Source organism: Arthrobacter sp. DualSoilB13 (assembly GCF_055389195.1).
In genome coordinates, this window is record NZ_AP035865.1 from 3,117,772 (window position 1) to 3,135,712 (window position 17,941).

A 17,941-nucleotide genomic window follows, 5' to 3' on the forward strand; every position below is an offset into this window, starting at 1 on the left:
CATAGTGGACCCTTTTCTTGGGCGCAGCAGGTTTATGTCTAACGTTTACCGCCGGTTCATCAAAGACGTGAATAATGTCTGAAACTCATATTGATGGAAGATACAAGGGGGACCCCTATGAGCACGCTGCAAACCGTCAGGCCGCAAGGCGACGTTTGGCCCGAACTTTCCCGCCACCAGCATGTGGTCCTCCAGGATGCCCGCGGCAACCGGATCGAGGGAACCATCGATGGCATGACCGACGATCGCAGTACACTGTGGATCCAACTCAAGGGTGGCTTGGGGCGCCAACTGGTGCACCACTTGGACGGCTACTGGCTGGAGACGCCGGCCGCCTGATCCCGCCCCGTCAAGACAGGGCGCTCGCTGTGGCTAGTATTCCCGTATGACTCAAGCGCGATACAGGGACCTGGTTGAATGGCCCCTCATGGCCACCGCATTGATTTTCCTCACGGCTTACGCGTGGCAGGTCATCGGTCGCGTCAGCGGGGCCGAGGCAATCCCCTTCGAAGTGGTTCTGTGGATCACGTGGGGAATTTTCGCGGTGGATTACTTCGCTAATCTTTGGCTTGCCGAGGACCGCATGCGGTGGTTCCTCTGGAATCTCCACGAACTTCTGATCGTGATACTCCCCTTCTTCCGCCCCCTCCGCCTTCTGAGGCTGGTCACGCTGCTCTCCGTCCTGCAGCGCACCGTGGGCGAAACACTGCGCGGGCGTGTGGCCACCTATGTTGCCGGCGCAGCCGCGATGCTGATCCTCATCGGAGCCCTGGCCGTGCTGGACGTTGAGCAGAACGCGCCCGACGCCAAAATTCTCACCTTCGGAGACGCCGCTTGGTGGGCCATCACCACTATCACCACCGTGGGCTACGGAGACCTCTACCCAGTAACTCCCATCGGCAGGATGGTGGCTGCCGCCCTGATGATGAGCGGGATCGCGGTCCTGGGTATGGTCACGGCGTCCATTGCCTCCTGGCTCCTGCAACGAATCGAGGAGAATGCCGAGGAGGTGGCCGCAGCAGCGGAAGTCAAGGCCGCAGCTGCCGAGGAACCGGTCCGCGCCGAGATGGCGGACCTCGTGACGGAGATCGCCGCGCTGAGGATGGAGATCGCCGAGCTCCGGCAAGCCACCGAAGTCAGGCAGGCCACGGAACTCAGGCCGGCTGCAGAACGCGGGCCGGAGCGCGAGGCTTAGTCCCGGCGTCAGGCCCTATCCGGCGTCGGGCCCTATCCCCCGTACCGTCACCACCTACTTTGCGACCCGGGTATTGCGACACGCCCCGCATTCCTGCGTGTTGCCGGTTTAGTGCAATCAAAGTGGGTGGTAGCCGCACACCCTCCTAGGGCGCCTCCCTGGGCGAAGCGGAATCAAGAAGCCAAAACTACTCGTGGGCACACAAAAAATCCCCGGAACCAGTGGTTCCGGGGATTTTCCTTGGGTGGCAGATGAGGGATTCGAACCCCCGTAGGCGTTGCCAGCTGATTTACAGTCAGCCCCCTTTGGCCGCTCGGGTAATCTGCCGAACTTCAAAAGAAGATCACTTCCGGAGACCGTTTCTTTTAGATCCGGTAACCGAAGGCAGAGACAACCTTACAGAACTTTCGGCGAAGAATCTAATCGGCGTCTGACGCCCGGGATTTCGCGGGATTTCAGGCTTCTCCGAGGATCCTTCCGGCCAGTTTGGCCTCGAACTTTTCGGCCTGCTCGGCAGTGATCTGGTTGAGCTGCACAGCGCGCAGCAAGTCCGCATGCACTCCGTCCATACGGGAGGCAGCATCGGGAACCGGACTCAGAACAATCGATGCCGCCACAGCTGCTGCGGCTACAGCACTTGCTGCGGCCGTGCCAATGGACCCTGCTGCTGCAGAAGCGGACTTGCTGATGGATTGGACGGCCTTGCTGCTCATGCTGATCCTCCGTGGATGCGTTCTTCCAACTGGTTCAACTCTCAACCGCCCGCCTCTGTTCCAACCCTGCATGCGCTGTGAGCGAACTGTGAATGAACTGCCCGGCCCCAACCGACGCCTTCCGTACTAGGCTGGATGCCAGACCAACCCGCCCTCACAGGGCCCCCAACCTAAGGAGAGTCATGGCAGGCGAATCCACATTCGACGTCGTAAGCAAAGTAGACAAGCAAGAGGTTGCCAACGCGCTGAACCAGTCCCAGAAGGAAATTGCGCAGCGATACGACTTCAAGGGCGTCGGCGCTGAGATCGACTTCAGCGGCGAGAAGATCCTCATGAAGGCCAACTCCGAGGACCGCGTCCTGGCTGTCCTGGATGTCTTCCAGTCCAAGCTCATCAAGCGCGGCATCTCCCTGAAGTCCCTCGACCAGGGCGAACCTTTCCCTTCCGGCAAGGAGTTCCGACTGGAGTGCACCATCAAGGAGGGCATCGCCCAGGACATCGCCAAAAAGATCAACAAGATCATCCGCGATGAGGCCCCTAAGTCCGTCAAGTCCCAGATCCAGGGCGACGAACTTCGCGTCACCTCCAAGTCGCGTGATGACCTGCAGGAGACCATGAACATCCTCAAGAAGTTCGAAGAGGCTGACCTGCAGTTTGTAAACTTCCGCAGCTAGTCCCCTCTTAAAACGTCGCTGGCCCGCTTTTCCGTGGTTGTTCAACCACGGAAAAGCGGGCCAGCGACGTTTATGCCAATTACAAAAGCGGTCGCCCGGCCATCCGTTCCAGTCGGTTGATCCGTTCCTTCATGGGCGGGTGCGTGGAGAACATACGCCGCATGCCACCACCGCGGAACGGGTTGGCGATCATCAGGTGTGAGGCGTTGACCAGCCGCTGGTCCTGCGGGAGCGGCAACTGGGTGACGCCGGATTCGATCTTGCGCAGAGCTGAGGCGAGCGCCAACGGATCGCCGGTGAGCTCCGCGCCGTCCTCATCGGCGTCGAATTCGCGGGTGCGGGATATCGCCATCTGGATCAGCGACGCTGCGAATGGCGCGAGCAGGGCCATGGCGATGGTGGCCAGCGGGTTGGCGTTGCGCCGGTCGCCGCTGCCGAAGATCAGCAGCATCTGGCCCACGGAAGTGATGACGCCGGCCACGGCCGCAGCTACCGACGAAGTGAGGATGTCGCGGTTGTACACGTGCATCAGCTCATGACCCAGGACGCCCCTGAGTTCACGGGCATCCAGCAGATGGAGGATCCCCTCGGTGCAGCACACGGCAGCGTTCTTGGGATTGCGACCGGTTGCGAAGGCGTTGGGCGTCATGGTGGGTGAAAGGTAGATACGGGGCATGGGTTTGTTGGCACGTGCGGACAACTCCCGAACAATCTGGTAGAGCTGCGGTGCCTGCGCCTCGGTGACCGGGTAGGCGGCCATGGAGCGTATGGCGATCTTGTCGCTGTTCCAGTAGCCATAAGCAGTGGTTCCCACACCGATCAACGCCATGATCCAGATGGGCGTGGTACTGCGCGTCCCGGCCGCGATGATGGCGCCCAAACCCAACAACACCGCCCACAGCACACCAAAGAGCGCCGCGGTCTTGAGTCCATTGTTGTGTTTATGCACGGTAGATCTGGTCACTTTCCTCGGCTGTGGTAGGGGTTCTGTACGGATTAACGCCGACGGCGGCCGTCGTGTTCCGTTGTCAGCCTACGTTGCGGGGCCCGCTACGCAGGGTAAACGTCCCCGAAACCCGGCAGAGCTGGCCTCGCAACGCAAAAGGGGCTACGCGAAGGGGCCCGGACGCCAAGGCGTGAGCCTGGTGGCCTAGGGCACCGGATGCTTGGCGTCGTAGGCGACGAATCCGGGCTGCATTCGCGAAGCCACCCAGGCCAGGACTATGCAGAGAAGTCCCCCAAGGAGCAACACTCCGCCTTCACTCAGGAACTGGGTGACACCGCCGGCCAGCATGTCCCCCACTCGGGGACCTCCGGCCACCACCACGATGAACACACCCTGAAGCCGCCCCCTCATGTGGTCCGGCGTGGCTGACTGGAGGATGGTGGTACGGAAGACGGCGCTAATGGAGTCCGAGATCCCTGCGAGGGCGCAACACAGCGCGGCGGGGATCAGCCAGGCGGTGACGCCACCCTTCCCTGAGTCGCCGGCCAGCAGCACCACCAGCCCAAAACCGGCAATGGACGCGCCCCAGCCGATCACCGACCACACCACGGCGCTGCCCTGCTTGCGGACTCTCCCCAGGGGCCCTGAAAAGAGCCCGGCCAGGAAAGCACCCACGGCTGTGGAGGCAAGCAGAACACCCACCGTGGTTTCGCCTCCGCCGATCATTACTGCCCCGATGGCCGGCATCAAGGCCCGGGGTTGGGCGCAGATCATGGCGATGAGGTCGATGATGAACGTCATGCGAACATTAGGCCGCGTCCCCAGGAACCGGAATCCCTCCACCACGGAGCGGAGCCCTGGCCGCACAGCGTCTTTGGAAGGCGGTAGGGGCGGGAGTTTGAAAAGCCCCCACAAAGCGAAGGTGAAGCTAATGACGTCAATGGTGTACGTCCATCCGAATCCAATGGTTGCCACCAGGACACCTGCCAGAAGCGGCCCGGCTGTCATGGACAGGCCGAATGTCAGCATGCTCAGGGCATTGGCCGCGGGAAGCAGATCCTTGCGGACCAGGAGCGGAATGATGGCACTGCGGGCCGGGCCGTTGATGCCTTGGGCGCCGCTTTGTACGGCCACCAGCGCATAAAGGAGCCAGATGTTTCCGATTTCCAGCCACGCCTGCAAGGCCAGGGCGGCCGTGGTGGCCCATAGGACAAGCGAAGCAACGAGGGCAACTTTGCGGCGATCATAGGCGTCCGAAACGGAGCCTCCGTAAAGCCCGGCGATGACCAAGGGCACCAGCGCAAAGATGCCCAGGAGGCCCACGTAGAAGCTCTCCTGTGTGAGCCGGTAAACCTCCAGGCTAACGGCCACCAAGGTCAATTGGGTTCCTATGGCAGCTACCGAGGCCCCCAGCCAGAGCCGCCGAAAAGCCGGGCTCTCCTTCAAAGGGGTGATATCTGCCAATAGTTTCGCCACCGTCTTACCCTAACTACCCCTGAGGCAACCTCCCGTAACTCTCCCCGCCTTCGGTAACGCTTGGTAGGCTCACCCCGGGGAAGGAGTTGACATGGGCTTGGAGCGACGATTGCTGTACCGTTCGGGGTTTTGGGAAATAGCCCGGCCGCGCCACCCCCTCACGGCCGGGCACATCCTGATCCGGTTGTCTGACCCTGCCACCGAGTTCGCCCATGCATCAGCGACCGACTGGCTTTTCTGCCACAACCTTGTGCGCGCAGCACTCCATGACGTGTTGGGGGCAACCCGCTACGCGGTGATGTTCGCCCACCGTTGGCATCCGCTGGGCTCCGCCATCGGCGAGCCTGTGGCTGAGTCTTCAACACCTACGTTCCATCTGTTCGGGCGCTGGGACGGAGAAACCACGACGCCGGGGGCTCAGCTTTCGTTGCCGGCCCACCGTCGTCTCGGGGAGCCCGATCACTTGGAAGCTACCGATGCCGCCGTCCGTGAGGCGCTGCGGCGGAGGCGGCCAGAAGCCGCCATGAGTTCTGAGCCGGGGGCGGGCGACGCCGTCGAGCCTTCCACTATTCCCGGTCCGCTGGTGCGGGCGGTGCAAGCAGGACCGCACCACACAGTGATTGAGCCTGTCCGGGCGGTGGCGCTGGTCCGTGATGTTTTGCCGGCGGAGTTGCTGGCCATGGCGGCCGCCTTGGCTGAGCTTCCCTTGAGCGGGGGTCTGAGCGGATTCAGCTGCCTGGCACTGGAATCGGAGACAGCAGGTAGTCCGCTGCGGGTCCATGCGCTGGGCCGATCCGCGGCAGAGGAAGCCAATCCGCTGGAAGCGCTGATGAGTTCACCGGAAGTTAGCCTTGCCTTATTGTGAACTCCTCAAAATAAGTGTTTCAATGAGTGCATGACAGATCACACAGCCGAGCAAGCAGAATGGGCAGCCGCCCTGCATGCCCACGGCCGGCGTGTGACAAAACAGCGGCTGGCAGTGCTCGCCGCAGTCCAGCACCATCCGCACTCCCCGGCAGAAGGCATTCTTGCCGCTGCCCGCACAGAGCTTCCTGAACTGACGGCGCAGTCCGTTTATGTTGTGCTCAGCGACCTCACGGACCTGCAGATGCTGCGCCGCTTTGAACCGCCGCACTCCCCTGCTCTATACGAGACCCGCGTGGGCGACAACCACCATCACGCCGTCTGTATCAGCTGCGGCAAGGTGGAGGACGTGGATTGCGCCGTGGGCCACGCCCCGTGCCTCACACCGCATTGGGATGAGAATTCCAAGCCCATGACCATTCAGATCGCAGATGTCCTGTACCAAGGCATCTGCCAGGACTGCCAGTCCAAACAACAGCTTCCCGTAACTTCCGTAACTCAGAAATAAGAAAAAGGAGAACAATGACTGCCATTTCAACGACTCAGTCAGGTGCCCCCGTTACGTCCGACGCGCACTCGAAGTCCGTCGGCGCTGACGGTGCCATCATCCTCACCGACCACTACCTGGTGGAAAAGCTTGCGCAGTTCAACCGCGAGCGGGTGCCGGAGCGCGTAGTGCACGCCAAGGGCGGCGGCGCTTTCGGTACGTTCAAGACCACCTCGGACGTTTCGGCCTACACCAAGGCAGCTTTCCTTCAGCCGGGCGTCGAGACGGACATGCTGATCCGTTTCTCCTCCGTCGCAGGCGAGAACGGTTCTCCCGATACCTGGCGCGACCCCCGCGGTTTCGCCGTGAAGTTCTACACCTCCGAGGGCAACTACGACCTCGTTGGCAACAACACCCCCGTCTTCTTCATCCGCGACGGCATCAAGTTCCCGGACTTTATCCACTCCCAGAAGCGCCTCCCGGGCAGCCACCTGCGTGACGCTGACATGCAGTGGGACTTCTGGACCCTCTCCCCCGAGTCCGCCCACCAGGTCACCTGGCTTATGGGCGACCGCGGCCTCCCGGCTTCCTGGCGTGAAATGCAGGGCTACGGCTCGCACACCTACCAGTGGATCAACGCCGCCGGTGAGCGCTTCTGGGTCAAGTACCACTTCAAGTCCAACCAGGGCGTCAAGACCATCACGGGCGACCAGGCCGAAGAACTCGCCGGTTCGGACGCGGACTTCTACATCCGCGACCTCCAGGAGAACATTGCCGATGGCAACTTCCCCTCCTGGGAACTGCACGTCCAGGTCATGCCGTACGAGGATGCCAAGACGTACCGCTTCAACCCGTTCGACCTCACCAAGGTGTGGCCGCACTCTGACTACCCGCTGATCCACGTGGGCACCATGGAGCTGAACAAGAACCCTGAGAACTACTTCGCGCAGATCGAGCAGGCCACCTTCGCGCCGTCGAACTTCGTACCGGGCATCGCCGCTTCCCCGGACAAGATGCTGCAGGCCCGCATCTTCTCCTACGCAGACGCACACCGCTACCGCGTGGGCACCAACCACGCTCAGATCCCGGTGAACCAGCCGAAGAACCAGGTCAACAACTACAGCCAGGACGGCCAGGGTCGTTTCCTGTTCAATTCCCCCTCCACCCCGGTGTACGCACCGAACTCGGTGGGTGGCCCGGCTGCTGTTGAGCCGACTTCACCGGCTGGCGGCTGGGAGAACGACGGCGAGCTCACCCTCTCCGCCCACACCCTGCACGCTGAGGACGACGACTTCGGCCAGGCCGGGACCCTGTACCGCGAGGTCTACGACGACGCCGCAAAGGCCCGCCTCCTGGACACCATCACCGGTGCTGTTGGCGGCGTGAAGAACGCCGACATCAAGGAACGCGCCATCCAGTACTGGACCAACGTCGACTCCGATCTTGGCGCCAAGCTCCGTGCCAACCTCGGTGCAGGCCAGACCGAGTCCGACGCCGAAGCAGCCAACAAGGTCTAAGCGTCTTTTGCTCTAGTGCTTTCCAGAACACCCCGCTGCGGATCTTCTCCGCGGCGGGGTGTTCTTTTGTTTTCCACATAGCCCACCCAGGCTATGGCTGGGCAGACGTTGCCGTCCCTAGGATCCTTCTATGACCACATTTGAAGGCATCCCTACCGCCGCATTCCGTTTCTACGCCGAGCTTGAAGAGAACAACAACCGTGAGTGGTGGCTGGAACACAAAACAACGTACGACGCCGAGGTGAAGCAACCGCTGGTATCGCTCCTTTCGGAGCTGGAGCCGGAGTTCGGGCCGGCAAAGATCTTTCGGCCGAACAGGGACGTCAGGTTTTCCCAGGACAAGTCCCCGTACAAGACAGCTCAAGGGGCTTTTGCTGCCGGGCAGGAGGGCGTGGGCTTCTATCTGCAGATCAGCGCCGACGGCCTGCTGATCGGCGGCGGCTACCACTCCCACACTCCGGCGCAACTGGCACGTTTCCGGGCTGCAGTGGACGCCCCTGAGAGCGGGTTGGAGCTCCAGAAGATTGTGGATGCGGTGGCGGCGGCAGGTTTCGCCATTGAAGGTGAGAGACTCAAGACCGTTCCGCGAGGTTTCGATAAGGACCATCCACGGGCCGAGCTTCTCAAGCACAAGTCCTTGTCAGCGGGCCTAGAGGTGGGCCAACCGGAGTGGGTGTCCACGTCCGCAGCCCGTCAGGAGATTGCTGCCCGGTGGGAAGTGCTGAGGCCGCTGGTTGAGTGGGTGGGTGAGCATGCAGCGCCGTAGCCGAGGCGAGGCTGGCGCGAACCGATGCGGGCGCGAACCGATGCCGGCGCTGCTGCCGCCGCCACGCAAAAGCGCCCGGAGACCGATGGTTCGTAAACCGATGGTTCCCGGGCGCCTAGAGAGCTATTTAGACGACTGGTACAGCTGTATCAGGCAGCTGTCTGACAAGCTGCTCACATTGGTCTATACCTTGGTGAAGGTATCCTCGTCCTCGTCGCCCTTGCCCTGGCGGCCTTCCGGGCTGTTGTTGACAGAGGCCTTGGCTACAGCGAACTTCTCGTTCAGCCGCGAGTGGCGCTGGCCGTAAGCGAAGTAGATGCCCATGCCGATGACCAGCCAGATGGCGAAGAAGATCCAGGTTTCAACGGCGAGGTTGGTCATGAGGTAGAAGCAGAGTACTGCGGAGACCCACGGCAGGACCTTGCCGAACGGGACACGGAAGGCAGGCTTCAGGTCCGGGCGCTTCTTGCGGAGCACCAGGATGCCCAGGCTCACCATCACGAACGCAGAGAGCGTCCCGATGTTGATCATTTCCTCGAGCAAGTCCACCTTGGTTACGCCTGCCACAATGGCCACTGCTGCGCCACAGATGATCTGCAGGCGGGCCGGCGTGGAGCGCTTGTCGCTGGTCTTGGACAGAGAACGCGGCAGGAGTCCGTCGCGGCTCATGGCAAGGACCACACGGGACAGGCCCATGAGCAGCACCATAATCACGGTGGTCAGGCCCACCAGGGAGCCAAATGCGATGATCTTGGCAGCATCAGTGTTACCCACGGCCTCAAAAGCCGTGGTCAGGGTGGGGTTCTTCACCTCGGCCAATTGCGTGTAGGAAACCATTCCCGTCAGCGCCAGGGAGACCAAAATGTAGAGAAGCGTGACCACTGCGAGGCCACCGAAGATGCCGCGGGGAAGGGTCTTCTGCGGGTTCTTGACTTCTTCCGCCGAGGTTGCCACCACGTCAAAGCCGATGAAGGCAAAGAACACCAGGGCTGCACCGGCGAAGACGCCGAGGGTTCCATATTGGGCGGGAGCAGCGCCGGTGAGGAAGCCGAAGAAGGACTGCTTCATGACGTCAGCGGCGCCGGATTCGGTGGGCTCCGAGGCAGGGATGAACGGCGTGTAGTTGGAGAACTTCACGTAGCTGAAGCCAACAACGATCACGAAGAGCACCACGGCGATCTTGATCAGGGTGAAGATGTTGCCAACACGGGCGGACAACTTTGTCCCCAGCACCAGCAGGACCGTGAAGATCGCAACAATCAGGAAGGCACCCCAGTAGAGGTCAACACCAGCCACTTGGAATGACGGCGGCATCTCCACGCCCATCAGGCCGAAGACCGTACTGAGGTAGATGCCCCAGTACTTGGCGATCACGGCAGCGGCGGTGAAGAGTTCAAGGATGAGGTTCCAGCCGATGATCCAAGCCAGGACCTCGCCCATGGTGGCATAAGTGAAGACGTAGGCGGAGCCTGCAACGGGGATCGCCGTGGCGAACTCGGCGTAGCACATGATGGCCAAAGCACACGTGACAGCGGCAATGGCAAACGAGATGGTGACGGCCGGGCCGGCAAAGTTTGCAGCAGCCTTGGCACCGACGGAGAAGATACCGGCGCCGACAGCAACGGCGACGCCCATGATCATCAGGTCCCAGGTACTGAGGCTGCGCTTCAGCTTACGCCCGGGCTCATCGGCATCGGCGATCGACTGCTCGATCGACTTGGTCCTGAAAATGTTCATAAAAATGCCACATTCTGGATGGGAGTGGTATAGGACTCATCAAGAATAGTGTCCGGCCAATGGACGACCATATTTATCCCAGATAGTGAGACGGCTTGTGAAAGGCGAGGCCGGTGGGACTGATGTGACGGAGGTCCGGTAACCCCCGTCACACCAGCTATCTGGCCCTAGATGCTAGGCACATCCCAGTCCATGAGGGTGGAACGAATCAGGAATCGCTTGCCCTCGGGTGACTCAACCGAGAAACCACTGCCTCGGCCGTTGACGACATCCACGGTCAGGTGGGTGTGGGACCAGTAATTGAACTGTTCCTTGGACATCCAAAACTCGAGCGGCTGCGGCTCTCCTCCGGTGCCGATATCGAACCTGCCGAGGAGAACGTCGGAATCGCCTGTCACGAACTCCCCCGCCGGAAAGCACATAGGGGCGGATCCATCGCAGCAGCCACCGGACTGATGGAACATGAGCGGCCCGTGCTGCTTCCAGAGCTTGCGGAGCAGGTCCACGGACACCGCGGTGAGCGCCACCCGGGAGAAATTTTCCCCGGGTAGCGTCACCGCGGCTTCTACGCTGATGTTGTTCATCAGAACTTCAGCACCACGCGGCCGTCGATCTTGGCGTGCTTCATCTCGTCAAACACAGCGTTGACCTCGGAGAGTTCCCTTGTTGAGACTGTGGGCTTGATCTTTCCCTGGGCATAGAACTCCAATGCTTCTTCAAGGTCCTGCCGCGTGCCCACAATGGAGCCCCGGACGGTCAGTCCCTTGAGGACGATCTCGAAGATCGGCGCAGGGAAGTCTCCCGGAGGCAAGCCGTTGAAGACGATGGTTCCACCACGCCGTGCCATGCCGATCGCCTGGCCGAATGCAGAGGGGTGGACTGCGGTCACCAAGACACCGTGGCAGCCGCCTGTTTCGCGCTGGATGACTTCCGCCGGATCCTCGTGCAAGGCATTGACCGTCAGTTCGGCGCCGTGCTCACGTGCCAGAGCCAGCTTGTCATCGGCAATGTCCACCGCGGCTACCCGCAGGCCCATGGCCACCGCGTACTGCACGGCGATGTGTCCCAGACCGCCGATGCCGGAGATGGTGACCCACTGGCCGGGCCTGGTCTCTGTCATCTTCAGGCCCTTGTACACAGTGACTCCAGCACACAGCACCGGAGCAACTTCAACGGGGTCCGAGCCCTCGGGAATCCGCGCCGCAAAGCGTGTATCCACCAGCATGTACTCCCCGAACGAGCCGTCCACGCTGTAGCCGCCGTTCTGCTGGGACTCGCACAGGGTTTCCCAGCCGGTCCGGCAGTACTGGCAGTCCCCGCAGGCAGACCACAACCAGGCATTCCCTACGAGGTCGCCCACGGCGACATCCGTGACGCCTTCCCCGAGGGCCACTACTTCTCCCACACCTTCATGGCCTGGGATAAACGGTGGCGTCGGCTTGACCGGCCAGTCGCCTTCGGCGGCGTGCAGGTCGGTATGACATACCCCCGACGTTATGAGACGGACCAGCGCCTGGCCTGGCCCCGGCGTCGGGCGTTCAACATCCTTGACCGTAAGGTCGGTTCCGAATTCCGTAACTACTGCAGCTCGCATGGTTGTAGTCATTGACGATCTCCTTTGATCTATACGAATAGTGGAAGTTTTTGTACAGCTGATGCCCCTAAGAACGCTCAATAAGGGCATCTGCTGTACAAAAACTCTTAGAAGAAGCCCAGCTTGTTCTCGTTGTAGCTGACCAGGAGGTTCTTGGTCTGCTGGTAGTGGTCCAGCATCATGGCGTGGTTCTCACGGCCAATACCTGAGGACTTGTAGCCGCCGAAAGCGGCACCTGCCGGGTAGGCGTGGTAGTTGTTGACCCACACACGGCCGGCCTGGATTTCCCGGCCTGCGCGGTAGGCCACGTTTCCGTTGCGCGACCAGACACCGGCGCCCAGTCCGTAGAGGGTGTCGTTGGCGATGCCGATGGCGTCGTTGTAGTCGCTGAACTTGGTGACGGACACTACCGGGCCGAAGATTTCCTCCTGGAAGATCCGCATCCGGTTGTGCCCTTCGAAAATGGTGGGCTGGACGTAGTAGCCGCCGGCCAGGTCGCCTGACAGCTCCGCCCGGGCGCCTCCGGTGAGCAGCTTGGCACCCTCCTGCTTTCCGATATCGATGTAGGACAGGATCTTCTCCAGCTGGTCATTGGATGCTTGGGCTCCAACCTGGGTCTCGGTGTCCAACGGGTTGCCCTGGATGATCTTGTTGGTCCGGGCCACGACGTCCGTCATGAACGAGTCGTAGATGCCCTCCTGGACCAGTGCCCGTGAGGGGCAGGTGCAGACTTCACCTTGGTTGAAGGCAAAAAGCGTGAAGCCTTCCTGGGCTTTGTCGTAGAAAGCATCGTTCTGGTCAGCGACGTCGTCGAAGAAGATGTTAGGGCTCTTGCCGCCCAGTTCCAGGGTGACCGGGATGAGGTTGTTGGAGGCGTACTGGCTGATCAGCCGGCCCGTGGTGGTCTCACCGGTGAAGGCGATCTTACGGATCCGCGAGCTGGAGGCGAGCGGCTTGCCGGCTTCAACGCCGAAACCGTTCACCACGTTCACCACACCGGCCGGGAGGAGATCACCGATGAGTTCCATGAGAACCAGGATGGACGTGGGCGTCTGCTCAGCTGGCTTGAGCACCACGGCGTTGCCCGCTGCCAGCGCCGGCGCCAGCTTCCAGACTGCCATGAGGATGGGGAAGTTCCACGGGATGATCTGGCCCACCACACCCAGCGGCTCCTTGAAGTGGTAGGCCGTGGTGTCCTCGTCCAGCTGGGAGAGGTGGCCTTCCTGCGCACGAACGGCAGAGGCGAAGTAGCGGAAGTGGTCCGCCGCCAACGGGATGTCAGCGTTGAGGGTTTCACGGACGGGCTTGCCGTTGTCCCACGTTTCAGCGACCGCGAGGAGCTCCACATTCTCATCGATGCGGTCCGCGATCTTGTTCAGGATGGCTGCGCGTTCCGTGGCGGACGTCTTGCCCCACGAGGGTGCAACCTTGTGGGCGGCGTCCAGTGCCAGCTCGATGTCCTCGGAAGTGCCGCGGGCAACTTCGCAGAAAGCCTTGCCCGTAACAGGGGTGATGTTCTCGAAGTAGCCGCCCTTGACAGGGGCCACCCACTCGCCGCCGATCCAATTCTCGTAACGGTCCTTGAACGTGACCTTCGAACCCTCGGCACCCGGCTGTGCGTAAACAGTCATTGCTAGCTCCTTTGCTGCGAATCACGGTGGCTGTCGCCATTGATCCGAGCCTAGGAGCGGGGAGGTTGCAGCTACGTTGCAACCATGTGAGTCAGCTCACGCTTTCAGTTCCGTTTCGATCCGCTCAAGGTCTGCCACGACGGCGGCCCGCTTGGGCGAGCGAGGCGGCAGCAGCTTCAGGAGCGCAAGGCGGAGGTCGACGTCGTACTTCGCCTCGGGCAGCTCAGCGTACTTGAGGAGCGAATCAACGCTGCCGTCGCTGAGCAGCGCTTCGCGCAGCAGGTGCGAAACCCGCTCGCGCAACTGCACGACGCCGGGCGCCTCCGAACGTGGCAAGAGCGCACCTTTGTAGATTTCCAAGGCGATGCGGTGGGCGCCGCGCTGAAGGCAGCTAAGCACCTGGCCGGAATCGGGCAAGAGCTCAACCGGCAGACGGTAAGGACGGGACCCGGGGACCGCGTCCGGGCTGAGCTCCTGGATGACCTTGCGAAGCCGCACCATCTCCGCGCGAAGGGTCACCGCAGAGCCATCCCCGGGATACAGCTGCGTGCAGAGGTCTTCAGCACTGAGTCCGGCGGGCTGGCTGCTGAGGATGGCCAGGATTTCGCTGTGCCGGGCAGAGAGGGAAACCGTCCGCCCATCGATGCTGAGCAAGGCCTGGTCACGGCCCAACAGCTGCAGGCTGTTCCGGTACAGCGCGTGGCTGGAGGCGGCAGCCGCGCTCCGGCGTCGAGGTTTGTCCTTGACCGCTGCGGCAAGCTGAAGACGCTCGATCCGCAGCTGTGCCTGAGCGGCAGCAACTGTCGCCTCCACCAGGGAAAGGGTGTGCGCCGCCACGGCAGTCTCAGTGCCTGTGATGTCCACAACGCCCAGCACAGCGCCCGAATCGGGATCGTGGAAGGGAACAGCCGTGCAACTCCACGGATGCACGGAGCGCTTGAAGTGCTCCGCTCCCGAAATCTGGATACTGCGGTCCAAAGCAAGTGCGGTACCGGGTGCGCTGGTGCCCACGGAGGCCTCGGACCAGTCAGCACCGGCCACGAACATCATGCCTTCAGCGCGGCGCTGCATCACCGGATCACCATCCACCCACAGAAGCCGGCCGACGTCGTCACCCACCGCCACCAGCAGGCCACTGTCATGGCTGGGCTGAACCAGGAGCTTCTTAATGACGGGCATGATGGTGGCCAAGGGATGCTGCCGACGGTACTCCTCCAGCTCATCCTGGTCCATCGCGAGGGGCGCCTCGGGGACGTCCGGATTGGCCTGCAGGTTTGCCGAACGCTGCCAGGATTCACGAACCAAGCGGCGTAATCCAACAATGTCCTCCGGTGCCCCAAGGCGCAGGGAGTCCAAGCGTTCATGGCCAACCAGGGCATGCTTCTGCAGCAGCTCCGCGGCATCGCTGCCAGGAACGGGCGGATGGACTGGATTCCTCATCGAACTCCCTGATAGTCCGCAACAACAGTGCGCTGCACGTGTGGTGGGCGGGACAGTACCCAGCAGTCTAGTTCCAGGGCTGGAGTTTTTGTACAGCTAAGGCCCCCAAAGTGGTCGAATGAGGGCATCAGCTGTACAAAAACTCCCTCGTCAGCCGCGGGAGATCCGGATCATTTCCTCGCGGGGAACAACCTTGATGCGCTCACGGACTACGCCATTGCCATCTCCGTCACTGCCGGTCCACGCAGCACCCAGGGCGGCCTCGTGGGCATCCAGCCTGTTCCAGCCCTCCCACGTGGTGTACTCCACCCCGCGTTCTTCAAGGAGGTCGATGATCGCTTGCGGGTCCGGGTTTTCCGCCGGGGGCAGATTGAGCCTGTCCTCCAGGAGGAAGCCGATAGTCTCCAAAGCATCACCCTTGGTGTGTCCGATCAGCCCCACCGGTCCGCGCTTGATCCAGCCCGTGGCGTAGATCCCCGGCACCGGGTTGCCATCGGAATCCAGGACGCGACCGCCGTCGTTCGGTATGACGCCGCGGCGGGCGTCGTACTCCAGCTCTTCCAACGGCGAACCGTGGTAGCCGATTGCCCGGTAGACCGATTGGACAGGGTATTGAATGAACTCCCCGGTTCCCTTGACGTTACCCGCGCCATCCAACTGCATGCGTTCGAACTTGATCCCGGAGACCTTGCCGGGCGTCTCAGGTGAGTCGAGTATCTCCACGGGACTGTGCAGGAAGTGCAAGTGCAGGCGGCGGGAGGAAGGCTGCTCCGATTCTGCGTGCTCCTCCACCAGCCAGTTGGTCATGGTGTTGACCATGGTCTTGATTTGGTTGTTGGTCTTGATCGCTTCATCGGAGGCCTCATCAAATTCGAAGTCCTCCGGGTACAGGACAATGTCCACGTCCTTGCAGTGGGACAACTCCCGAAGCTCCAACGGCGTGAACTTCACCTGGGCCGGGCCGCGACGGCCGAACACATGGACGTCGGTAACCGGCGACTTTTTCAGCCCGGCGTAGACATTGTCCGGGATCTCCGTGACCAGGAGTTCCTCAGGGTGCTTGACCAGCATCCGGGCCACATCCAAAGCCACGTTGCCATTGCCGATCACGGCGATCTCCTTGGCATCGAGCGGCCAGTCGCGGGGAACGTCCGGGTGTCCGTCGTACCAGGACACGAAGTCAGCGCCCCCGAAAGAACCCTCCATACCGACGCCCGGGATGTTCAGGTCTGCGTCCTTGATGGCACCGGTGGAGAAAATCACGGCGTCGTAGAAAGCACGGAAATCGTGGAGCGTGAGGTCCTTGCCGTAGGTCACGTTGCCCAGGAAACGGATGTCGCCGCGGTCCAGCACCTTGTGCAGCGCGTTGACGATGCCCTTGATGCGGGGGTGGTCCGGGGCCACCCCGTAGCGGATCAGCCCGTAGGGCGCCGGATACGCCTCGAAGAGATCAATGCTGACCTCCACCTGCCCGTCCTTGACCTCATTGGATTTGGTCAGGATGTCCGCGGCGTACACACCTGCGGGTCCCGCGCCGACGATCGCGACGCGAAGCGGACGATTGGGGGTTGTTGCGGCTGAGTTGGACACCGTTAGCCCTTCCGAAGCAGTGAGCCACGCCATTGTGTGGGGCGCGCAGATTCCAATTCTAGATGTCCACCCCACACCGGGCCGCCTATATGGCAGGAGTCACAGAAATTAGTAAAGATTGCGGAATATTGCTGGGGGAGGTGGCGTTGGCGACATTGTGTCGACTCCGGATCAGATAGCTGCCAACCCACCCTCTTCAAACCAGCCAACGACGGCGACCGTCGGCGGCGGCGTTGGTGGTACCGGCGGTTCCGGTAAAGCGGGCGGCAAGCCCATGAGGAGCGAGTCGACCGCGGGAATCCTGTTCGGCATCGGCGCTTACGGCCTGTGGGGCCTGCTTCCGCTGTACTTCTTTGTCCTGATGCCGGCCAGCGCCATCGAGATCGTAGCCAACCGGATCGTGTGGTCCTTGATCTTCTGTGCCCTGCTCATCACCATCACCCGGGCCTGGCGGGTTTTCGGCGCTGCGGTTAAGGACCGCACTGTGTTCGGCCCGTTAGCCTTGGCTGCTGTGCTGATTGCCATCAACTGGCTGACATATACCTTTGGTGTCACCACCGGGCACGCCGTTGAGACGTCTCTGGGCTATTTCATCAACCCGTTGGTTTCGGTGTTGCTCGGCGTTTTCGTCCTGAAGGAGAAGCTGCGTCCCCTGCAGTGGGCAGCTGTGGGCATCGGGTTCGTGGCCGTTGGAGTGCTGACGTTCTCCTACGGGCAGCTTCCCTGGATCGCCTTGATCCTCGCGTTCAGCTTTGGCCTCTACGGCTTCGTCAAGAAGCGCGTGGGACCCAAGGTTGACGCCCTCACCAGCCTCAGCGTCGAGACCGTGGTGTTGGCTCCCCTCGCCGGTATCACCATGGTTGTCCTGGGCGTGACGGGCGCTGCAACGCTCACCACCCAAGGCGCCGGCCACTTCTGGTTGCTGGTGGCCTCGGGCGTGATCACCGCCGTGCCGCTGCTCTTCTTCGGTGCCTCCGCACGCCGCCTGCCCATGACCACCATCGGGCTGCTGCAGTACTTTGCCCCGGTCCTCCAGTTCATTGTGGCGCTGACGGTGTTCCACGAAACCATGACCACGGCCCGTTGGATCGGCTTTTGCGTGGTGTGGTTGGCCCTGGTTTTGCTGACAGTGGACATGCTCCGGACAACGCGCAAGAACTCCGTCATGAAAAAGCAGGCCCGACGCGAGGCAACGGCCGCGGCCTAGCCCGGAGCCGCCGTCGGCCCCCGCCACCCGTGCCCGGCGGAAGCTGAGAGAGGAACCGCCAAAAACCTGCCGGATGTGAGAGAGCAATCCCGAAAGACCGGTGG

At 61.9% G+C, this 17,941-nt stretch carries 17 protein-coding genes and 1 tRNA gene; 8 read left to right on the forward strand and 10 right to left on the reverse strand.

Annotated elements, in window-relative coordinates:
- The first annotated feature begins 117 nt into the window (after positions 1 to 117).
- Both ACZ5J0_RS14390 and ACZ5J0_RS14395 read left to right on the forward strand, forming a co-directional pair.
- Positions 118 to 339 (forward strand): hypothetical protein, encoded by a 222-nt coding sequence (locus tag ACZ5J0_RS14390; RefSeq protein WP_142938286.1) that lies wholly within the window; start codon positions 118 to 120, stop codon positions 337 to 339.
- Positions 340 to 385: 46 nt separating this feature from the next.
- Positions 386 to 1,195 carry a potassium channel family protein gene (locus ACZ5J0_RS14395; protein WP_142938285.1) on the forward strand — a complete coding sequence of 270 codons (810 nt, stop codon included), beginning with the start codon at positions 386 to 388 and terminating at the stop codon, positions 1,193 to 1,195.
- A 245-nt stretch (positions 1,196 to 1,440) separates the two neighbouring features.
- On the opposite strand, the gene ACZ5J0_RS14400 is transcribed toward ACZ5J0_RS14395, so the two are convergent.
- Positions 1,441 to 1,522, reverse strand: a tRNA-Tyr gene (locus ACZ5J0_RS14400).
- Positions 1,523 to 1,650: 128 nt separating this feature from the next.
- A complete protein-coding gene (locus ACZ5J0_RS14405) occupies positions 1,651 to 1,908 on the reverse strand; it encodes a hypothetical protein (RefSeq protein ID WP_464093340.1) in 258 nt (85 codons plus the stop codon).
- A gap of 182 nt (positions 1,909 to 2,090) precedes the next feature.
- Here ACZ5J0_RS14405 and ACZ5J0_RS14410 point away from each other — a divergent pair, with 182 nt between their 5' ends.
- A complete protein-coding gene (locus tag ACZ5J0_RS14410) occupies positions 2,091 to 2,582 on the forward strand; it encodes a YajQ family cyclic di-GMP-binding protein (protein ID WP_017200185.1) in 492 nt (163 codons plus the stop codon).
- 79 nt (positions 2,583 to 2,661) lie between these two features.
- On the opposite strand, the gene htpX is transcribed toward ACZ5J0_RS14410, so the two are convergent.
- Together htpX and ACZ5J0_RS14420 are read right to left on the reverse strand one after the other, a co-directional pair.
- Entirely contained in the window at positions 2,662 to 3,531 is an 870-nt protein-coding gene (gene htpX / locus ACZ5J0_RS14415) for a zinc metalloprotease HtpX (RefSeq protein WP_142938350.1), read from the reverse strand.
- 201 nt (positions 3,532 to 3,732) lie between these two features.
- Positions 3,733 to 5,004, reverse strand: a complete 1,272-nt coding sequence (locus ACZ5J0_RS14420) for an MFS transporter (RefSeq protein WP_142938284.1) — start codon at positions 5,002 to 5,004, stop codon at positions 3,733 to 3,735.
- 91 nt (positions 5,005 to 5,095) lie between these two features.
- Between ACZ5J0_RS14420 and ACZ5J0_RS14425 the strand changes: the two genes are divergently transcribed.
- The 4 genes from ACZ5J0_RS14425 to ACZ5J0_RS14440 all read left to right on the forward strand — a co-directional run bounded on the left by ACZ5J0_RS14425 (position 5,096) and on the right by ACZ5J0_RS14440 (position 8,638).
- Positions 5,096 to 5,869, forward strand: a complete 774-nt coding sequence (locus ACZ5J0_RS14425; RefSeq protein WP_142938283.1) for a hypothetical protein — start codon at positions 5,096 to 5,098, stop codon at positions 5,867 to 5,869.
- A 30-nt stretch (positions 5,870 to 5,899) separates the two neighbouring features.
- The gene (locus ACZ5J0_RS14430) at positions 5,900 to 6,376 is read left to right on the forward strand and encodes a Fur family transcriptional regulator (RefSeq protein ID WP_142938282.1); all 477 of its coding nucleotides are present in this window, start codon (positions 5,900 to 5,902) and stop codon (positions 6,374 to 6,376) included.
- Between the two features lie 14 nt (positions 6,377 to 6,390).
- The gene (locus ACZ5J0_RS14435) at positions 6,391 to 7,872 is read left to right on the forward strand and encodes a catalase (protein ID WP_223940687.1); all 1,482 of its coding nucleotides are present in this window, start codon (positions 6,391 to 6,393) and stop codon (positions 7,870 to 7,872) included.
- A gap of 130 nt (positions 7,873 to 8,002) precedes the next feature.
- A complete protein-coding gene (locus ACZ5J0_RS14440) occupies positions 8,003 to 8,638 on the forward strand; it encodes a DUF2461 domain-containing protein (protein ID WP_464093341.1) in 636 nt (211 codons plus the stop codon).
- A gap of 183 nt (positions 8,639 to 8,821) precedes the next feature.
- Here the strand turns inward: ACZ5J0_RS14440 and ACZ5J0_RS14445 are convergent, their stop codons facing one another.
- The 6 genes from ACZ5J0_RS14445 to ACZ5J0_RS14470 all read right to left on the reverse strand — a co-directional run bounded on the left by ACZ5J0_RS14445 (position 8,822) and on the right by ACZ5J0_RS14470 (position 16,663).
- Entirely contained in the window at positions 8,822 to 10,375 is a 1,554-nt protein-coding gene (locus ACZ5J0_RS14445; protein WP_223940689.1) for an amino acid permease, read from the reverse strand.
- Between the two features lie 167 nt (positions 10,376 to 10,542).
- Positions 10,543 to 10,959, reverse strand: a complete 417-nt coding sequence (locus ACZ5J0_RS14450; RefSeq protein WP_142938279.1) for a DUF779 domain-containing protein — start codon at positions 10,957 to 10,959, stop codon at positions 10,543 to 10,545.
- Positions 10,959 to 11,981 (reverse strand): alcohol dehydrogenase AdhP, encoded by a 1,023-nt coding sequence (gene adhP / locus ACZ5J0_RS14455; protein ID WP_187697113.1) that lies wholly within the window; start codon positions 11,979 to 11,981, stop codon positions 10,959 to 10,961. Before adhP ends, ACZ5J0_RS14450 begins: the two co-directional genes overlap by 1 nt.
- A gap of 95 nt (positions 11,982 to 12,076) precedes the next feature.
- Positions 12,077 to 13,600 carry an acetaldehyde dehydrogenase ExaC gene (exaC, locus tag ACZ5J0_RS14460; protein ID WP_142938278.1) on the reverse strand — a complete coding sequence of 508 codons (1,524 nt, stop codon included), beginning with the start codon at positions 13,598 to 13,600 and terminating at the stop codon, positions 12,077 to 12,079.
- Between the two features lie 96 nt (positions 13,601 to 13,696).
- Positions 13,697 to 15,040, reverse strand: a complete 1,344-nt coding sequence (locus tag ACZ5J0_RS14465; protein ID WP_142938277.1) for a GAF domain-containing protein — start codon at positions 15,038 to 15,040, stop codon at positions 13,697 to 13,699.
- Between the two features lie 150 nt (positions 15,041 to 15,190).
- The gene (locus ACZ5J0_RS14470) at positions 15,191 to 16,663 is read right to left on the reverse strand and encodes an FAD-dependent oxidoreductase (RefSeq protein WP_464093342.1); all 1,473 of its coding nucleotides are present in this window, start codon (positions 16,661 to 16,663) and stop codon (positions 15,191 to 15,193) included.
- Positions 16,664 to 16,748: 85 nt separating this feature from the next.
- Between ACZ5J0_RS14470 and rarD the strand changes: the two genes are divergently transcribed.
- Positions 16,749 to 17,837 carry an EamA family transporter RarD gene (gene rarD / locus ACZ5J0_RS14475; RefSeq protein WP_142938275.1) on the forward strand — a complete coding sequence of 363 codons (1,089 nt, stop codon included), beginning with the start codon at positions 16,749 to 16,751 and terminating at the stop codon, positions 17,835 to 17,837.
- Positions 17,838 to 17,941 lie beyond the last annotated feature (104 nt).

Excerpts from the sequence above, each read along its gene's own strand:
- adhP (WP_187697113.1), bottom strand. The coding sequence starts at position 11,981 with ATGACTACAACCATGCGAGCTGCAGTAGTTACGGAATTCGGAACCGAC.
- ACZ5J0_RS14465 (WP_142938277.1), bottom strand. The coding sequence starts at position 15,040 with ATGAGGAATCCAGTCCATCCGCCCGTTCCTGGCAGCGATGCCGCGGAG.
- ACZ5J0_RS14395 (WP_142938285.1), top strand. The coding sequence starts at position 386 with ATGACTCAAGCGCGATACAGGGACCTGGTTGAATGGCCCCTCATGGCC.
- ACZ5J0_RS14390 (WP_142938286.1), top strand. The coding sequence starts at position 118 with ATGAGCACGCTGCAAACCGTCAGGCCGCAAGGCGACGTTTGGCCCGAA.
- ACZ5J0_RS14425 (WP_142938283.1), top strand. The coding sequence starts at position 5,096 with ATGGGCTTGGAGCGACGATTGCTGTACCGTTCGGGGTTTTGGGAAATA.
- ACZ5J0_RS14445 (WP_223940689.1), bottom strand. The coding sequence starts at position 10,375 with ATGAACATTTTCAGGACCAAGTCGATCGAGCAGTCGATCGCCGATGCC.
- ACZ5J0_RS14440 (WP_464093341.1), top strand. The coding sequence starts at position 8,003 with ATGACCACATTTGAAGGCATCCCTACCGCCGCATTCCGTTTCTACGCC.
- exaC (WP_142938278.1), bottom strand. The coding sequence starts at position 13,600 with ATGACTGTTTACGCACAGCCGGGTGCCGAGGGTTCGAAGGTCACGTTC.
- ACZ5J0_RS14430 (WP_142938282.1), top strand. The coding sequence starts at position 5,900 with ATGACAGATCACACAGCCGAGCAAGCAGAATGGGCAGCCGCCCTGCAT.
- ACZ5J0_RS14405 (WP_464093340.1), bottom strand. The coding sequence starts at position 1,908 with ATGAGCAGCAAGGCCGTCCAATCCATCAGCAAGTCCGCTTCTGCAGCA.
- ACZ5J0_RS14470 (WP_464093342.1), bottom strand. The coding sequence starts at position 16,663 with ATGGCGTGGCTCACTGCTTCGGAAGGGCTAACGGTGTCCAACTCAGCC.
- ACZ5J0_RS14410 (WP_017200185.1), top strand. The coding sequence starts at position 2,091 with ATGGCAGGCGAATCCACATTCGACGTCGTAAGCAAAGTAGACAAGCAA.
- ACZ5J0_RS14435 (WP_223940687.1), top strand. The coding sequence starts at position 6,391 with ATGACTGCCATTTCAACGACTCAGTCAGGTGCCCCCGTTACGTCCGAC.
- ACZ5J0_RS14450 (WP_142938279.1), bottom strand. The coding sequence starts at position 10,959 with ATGAACAACATCAGCGTAGAAGCCGCGGTGACGCTACCCGGGGAAAAT.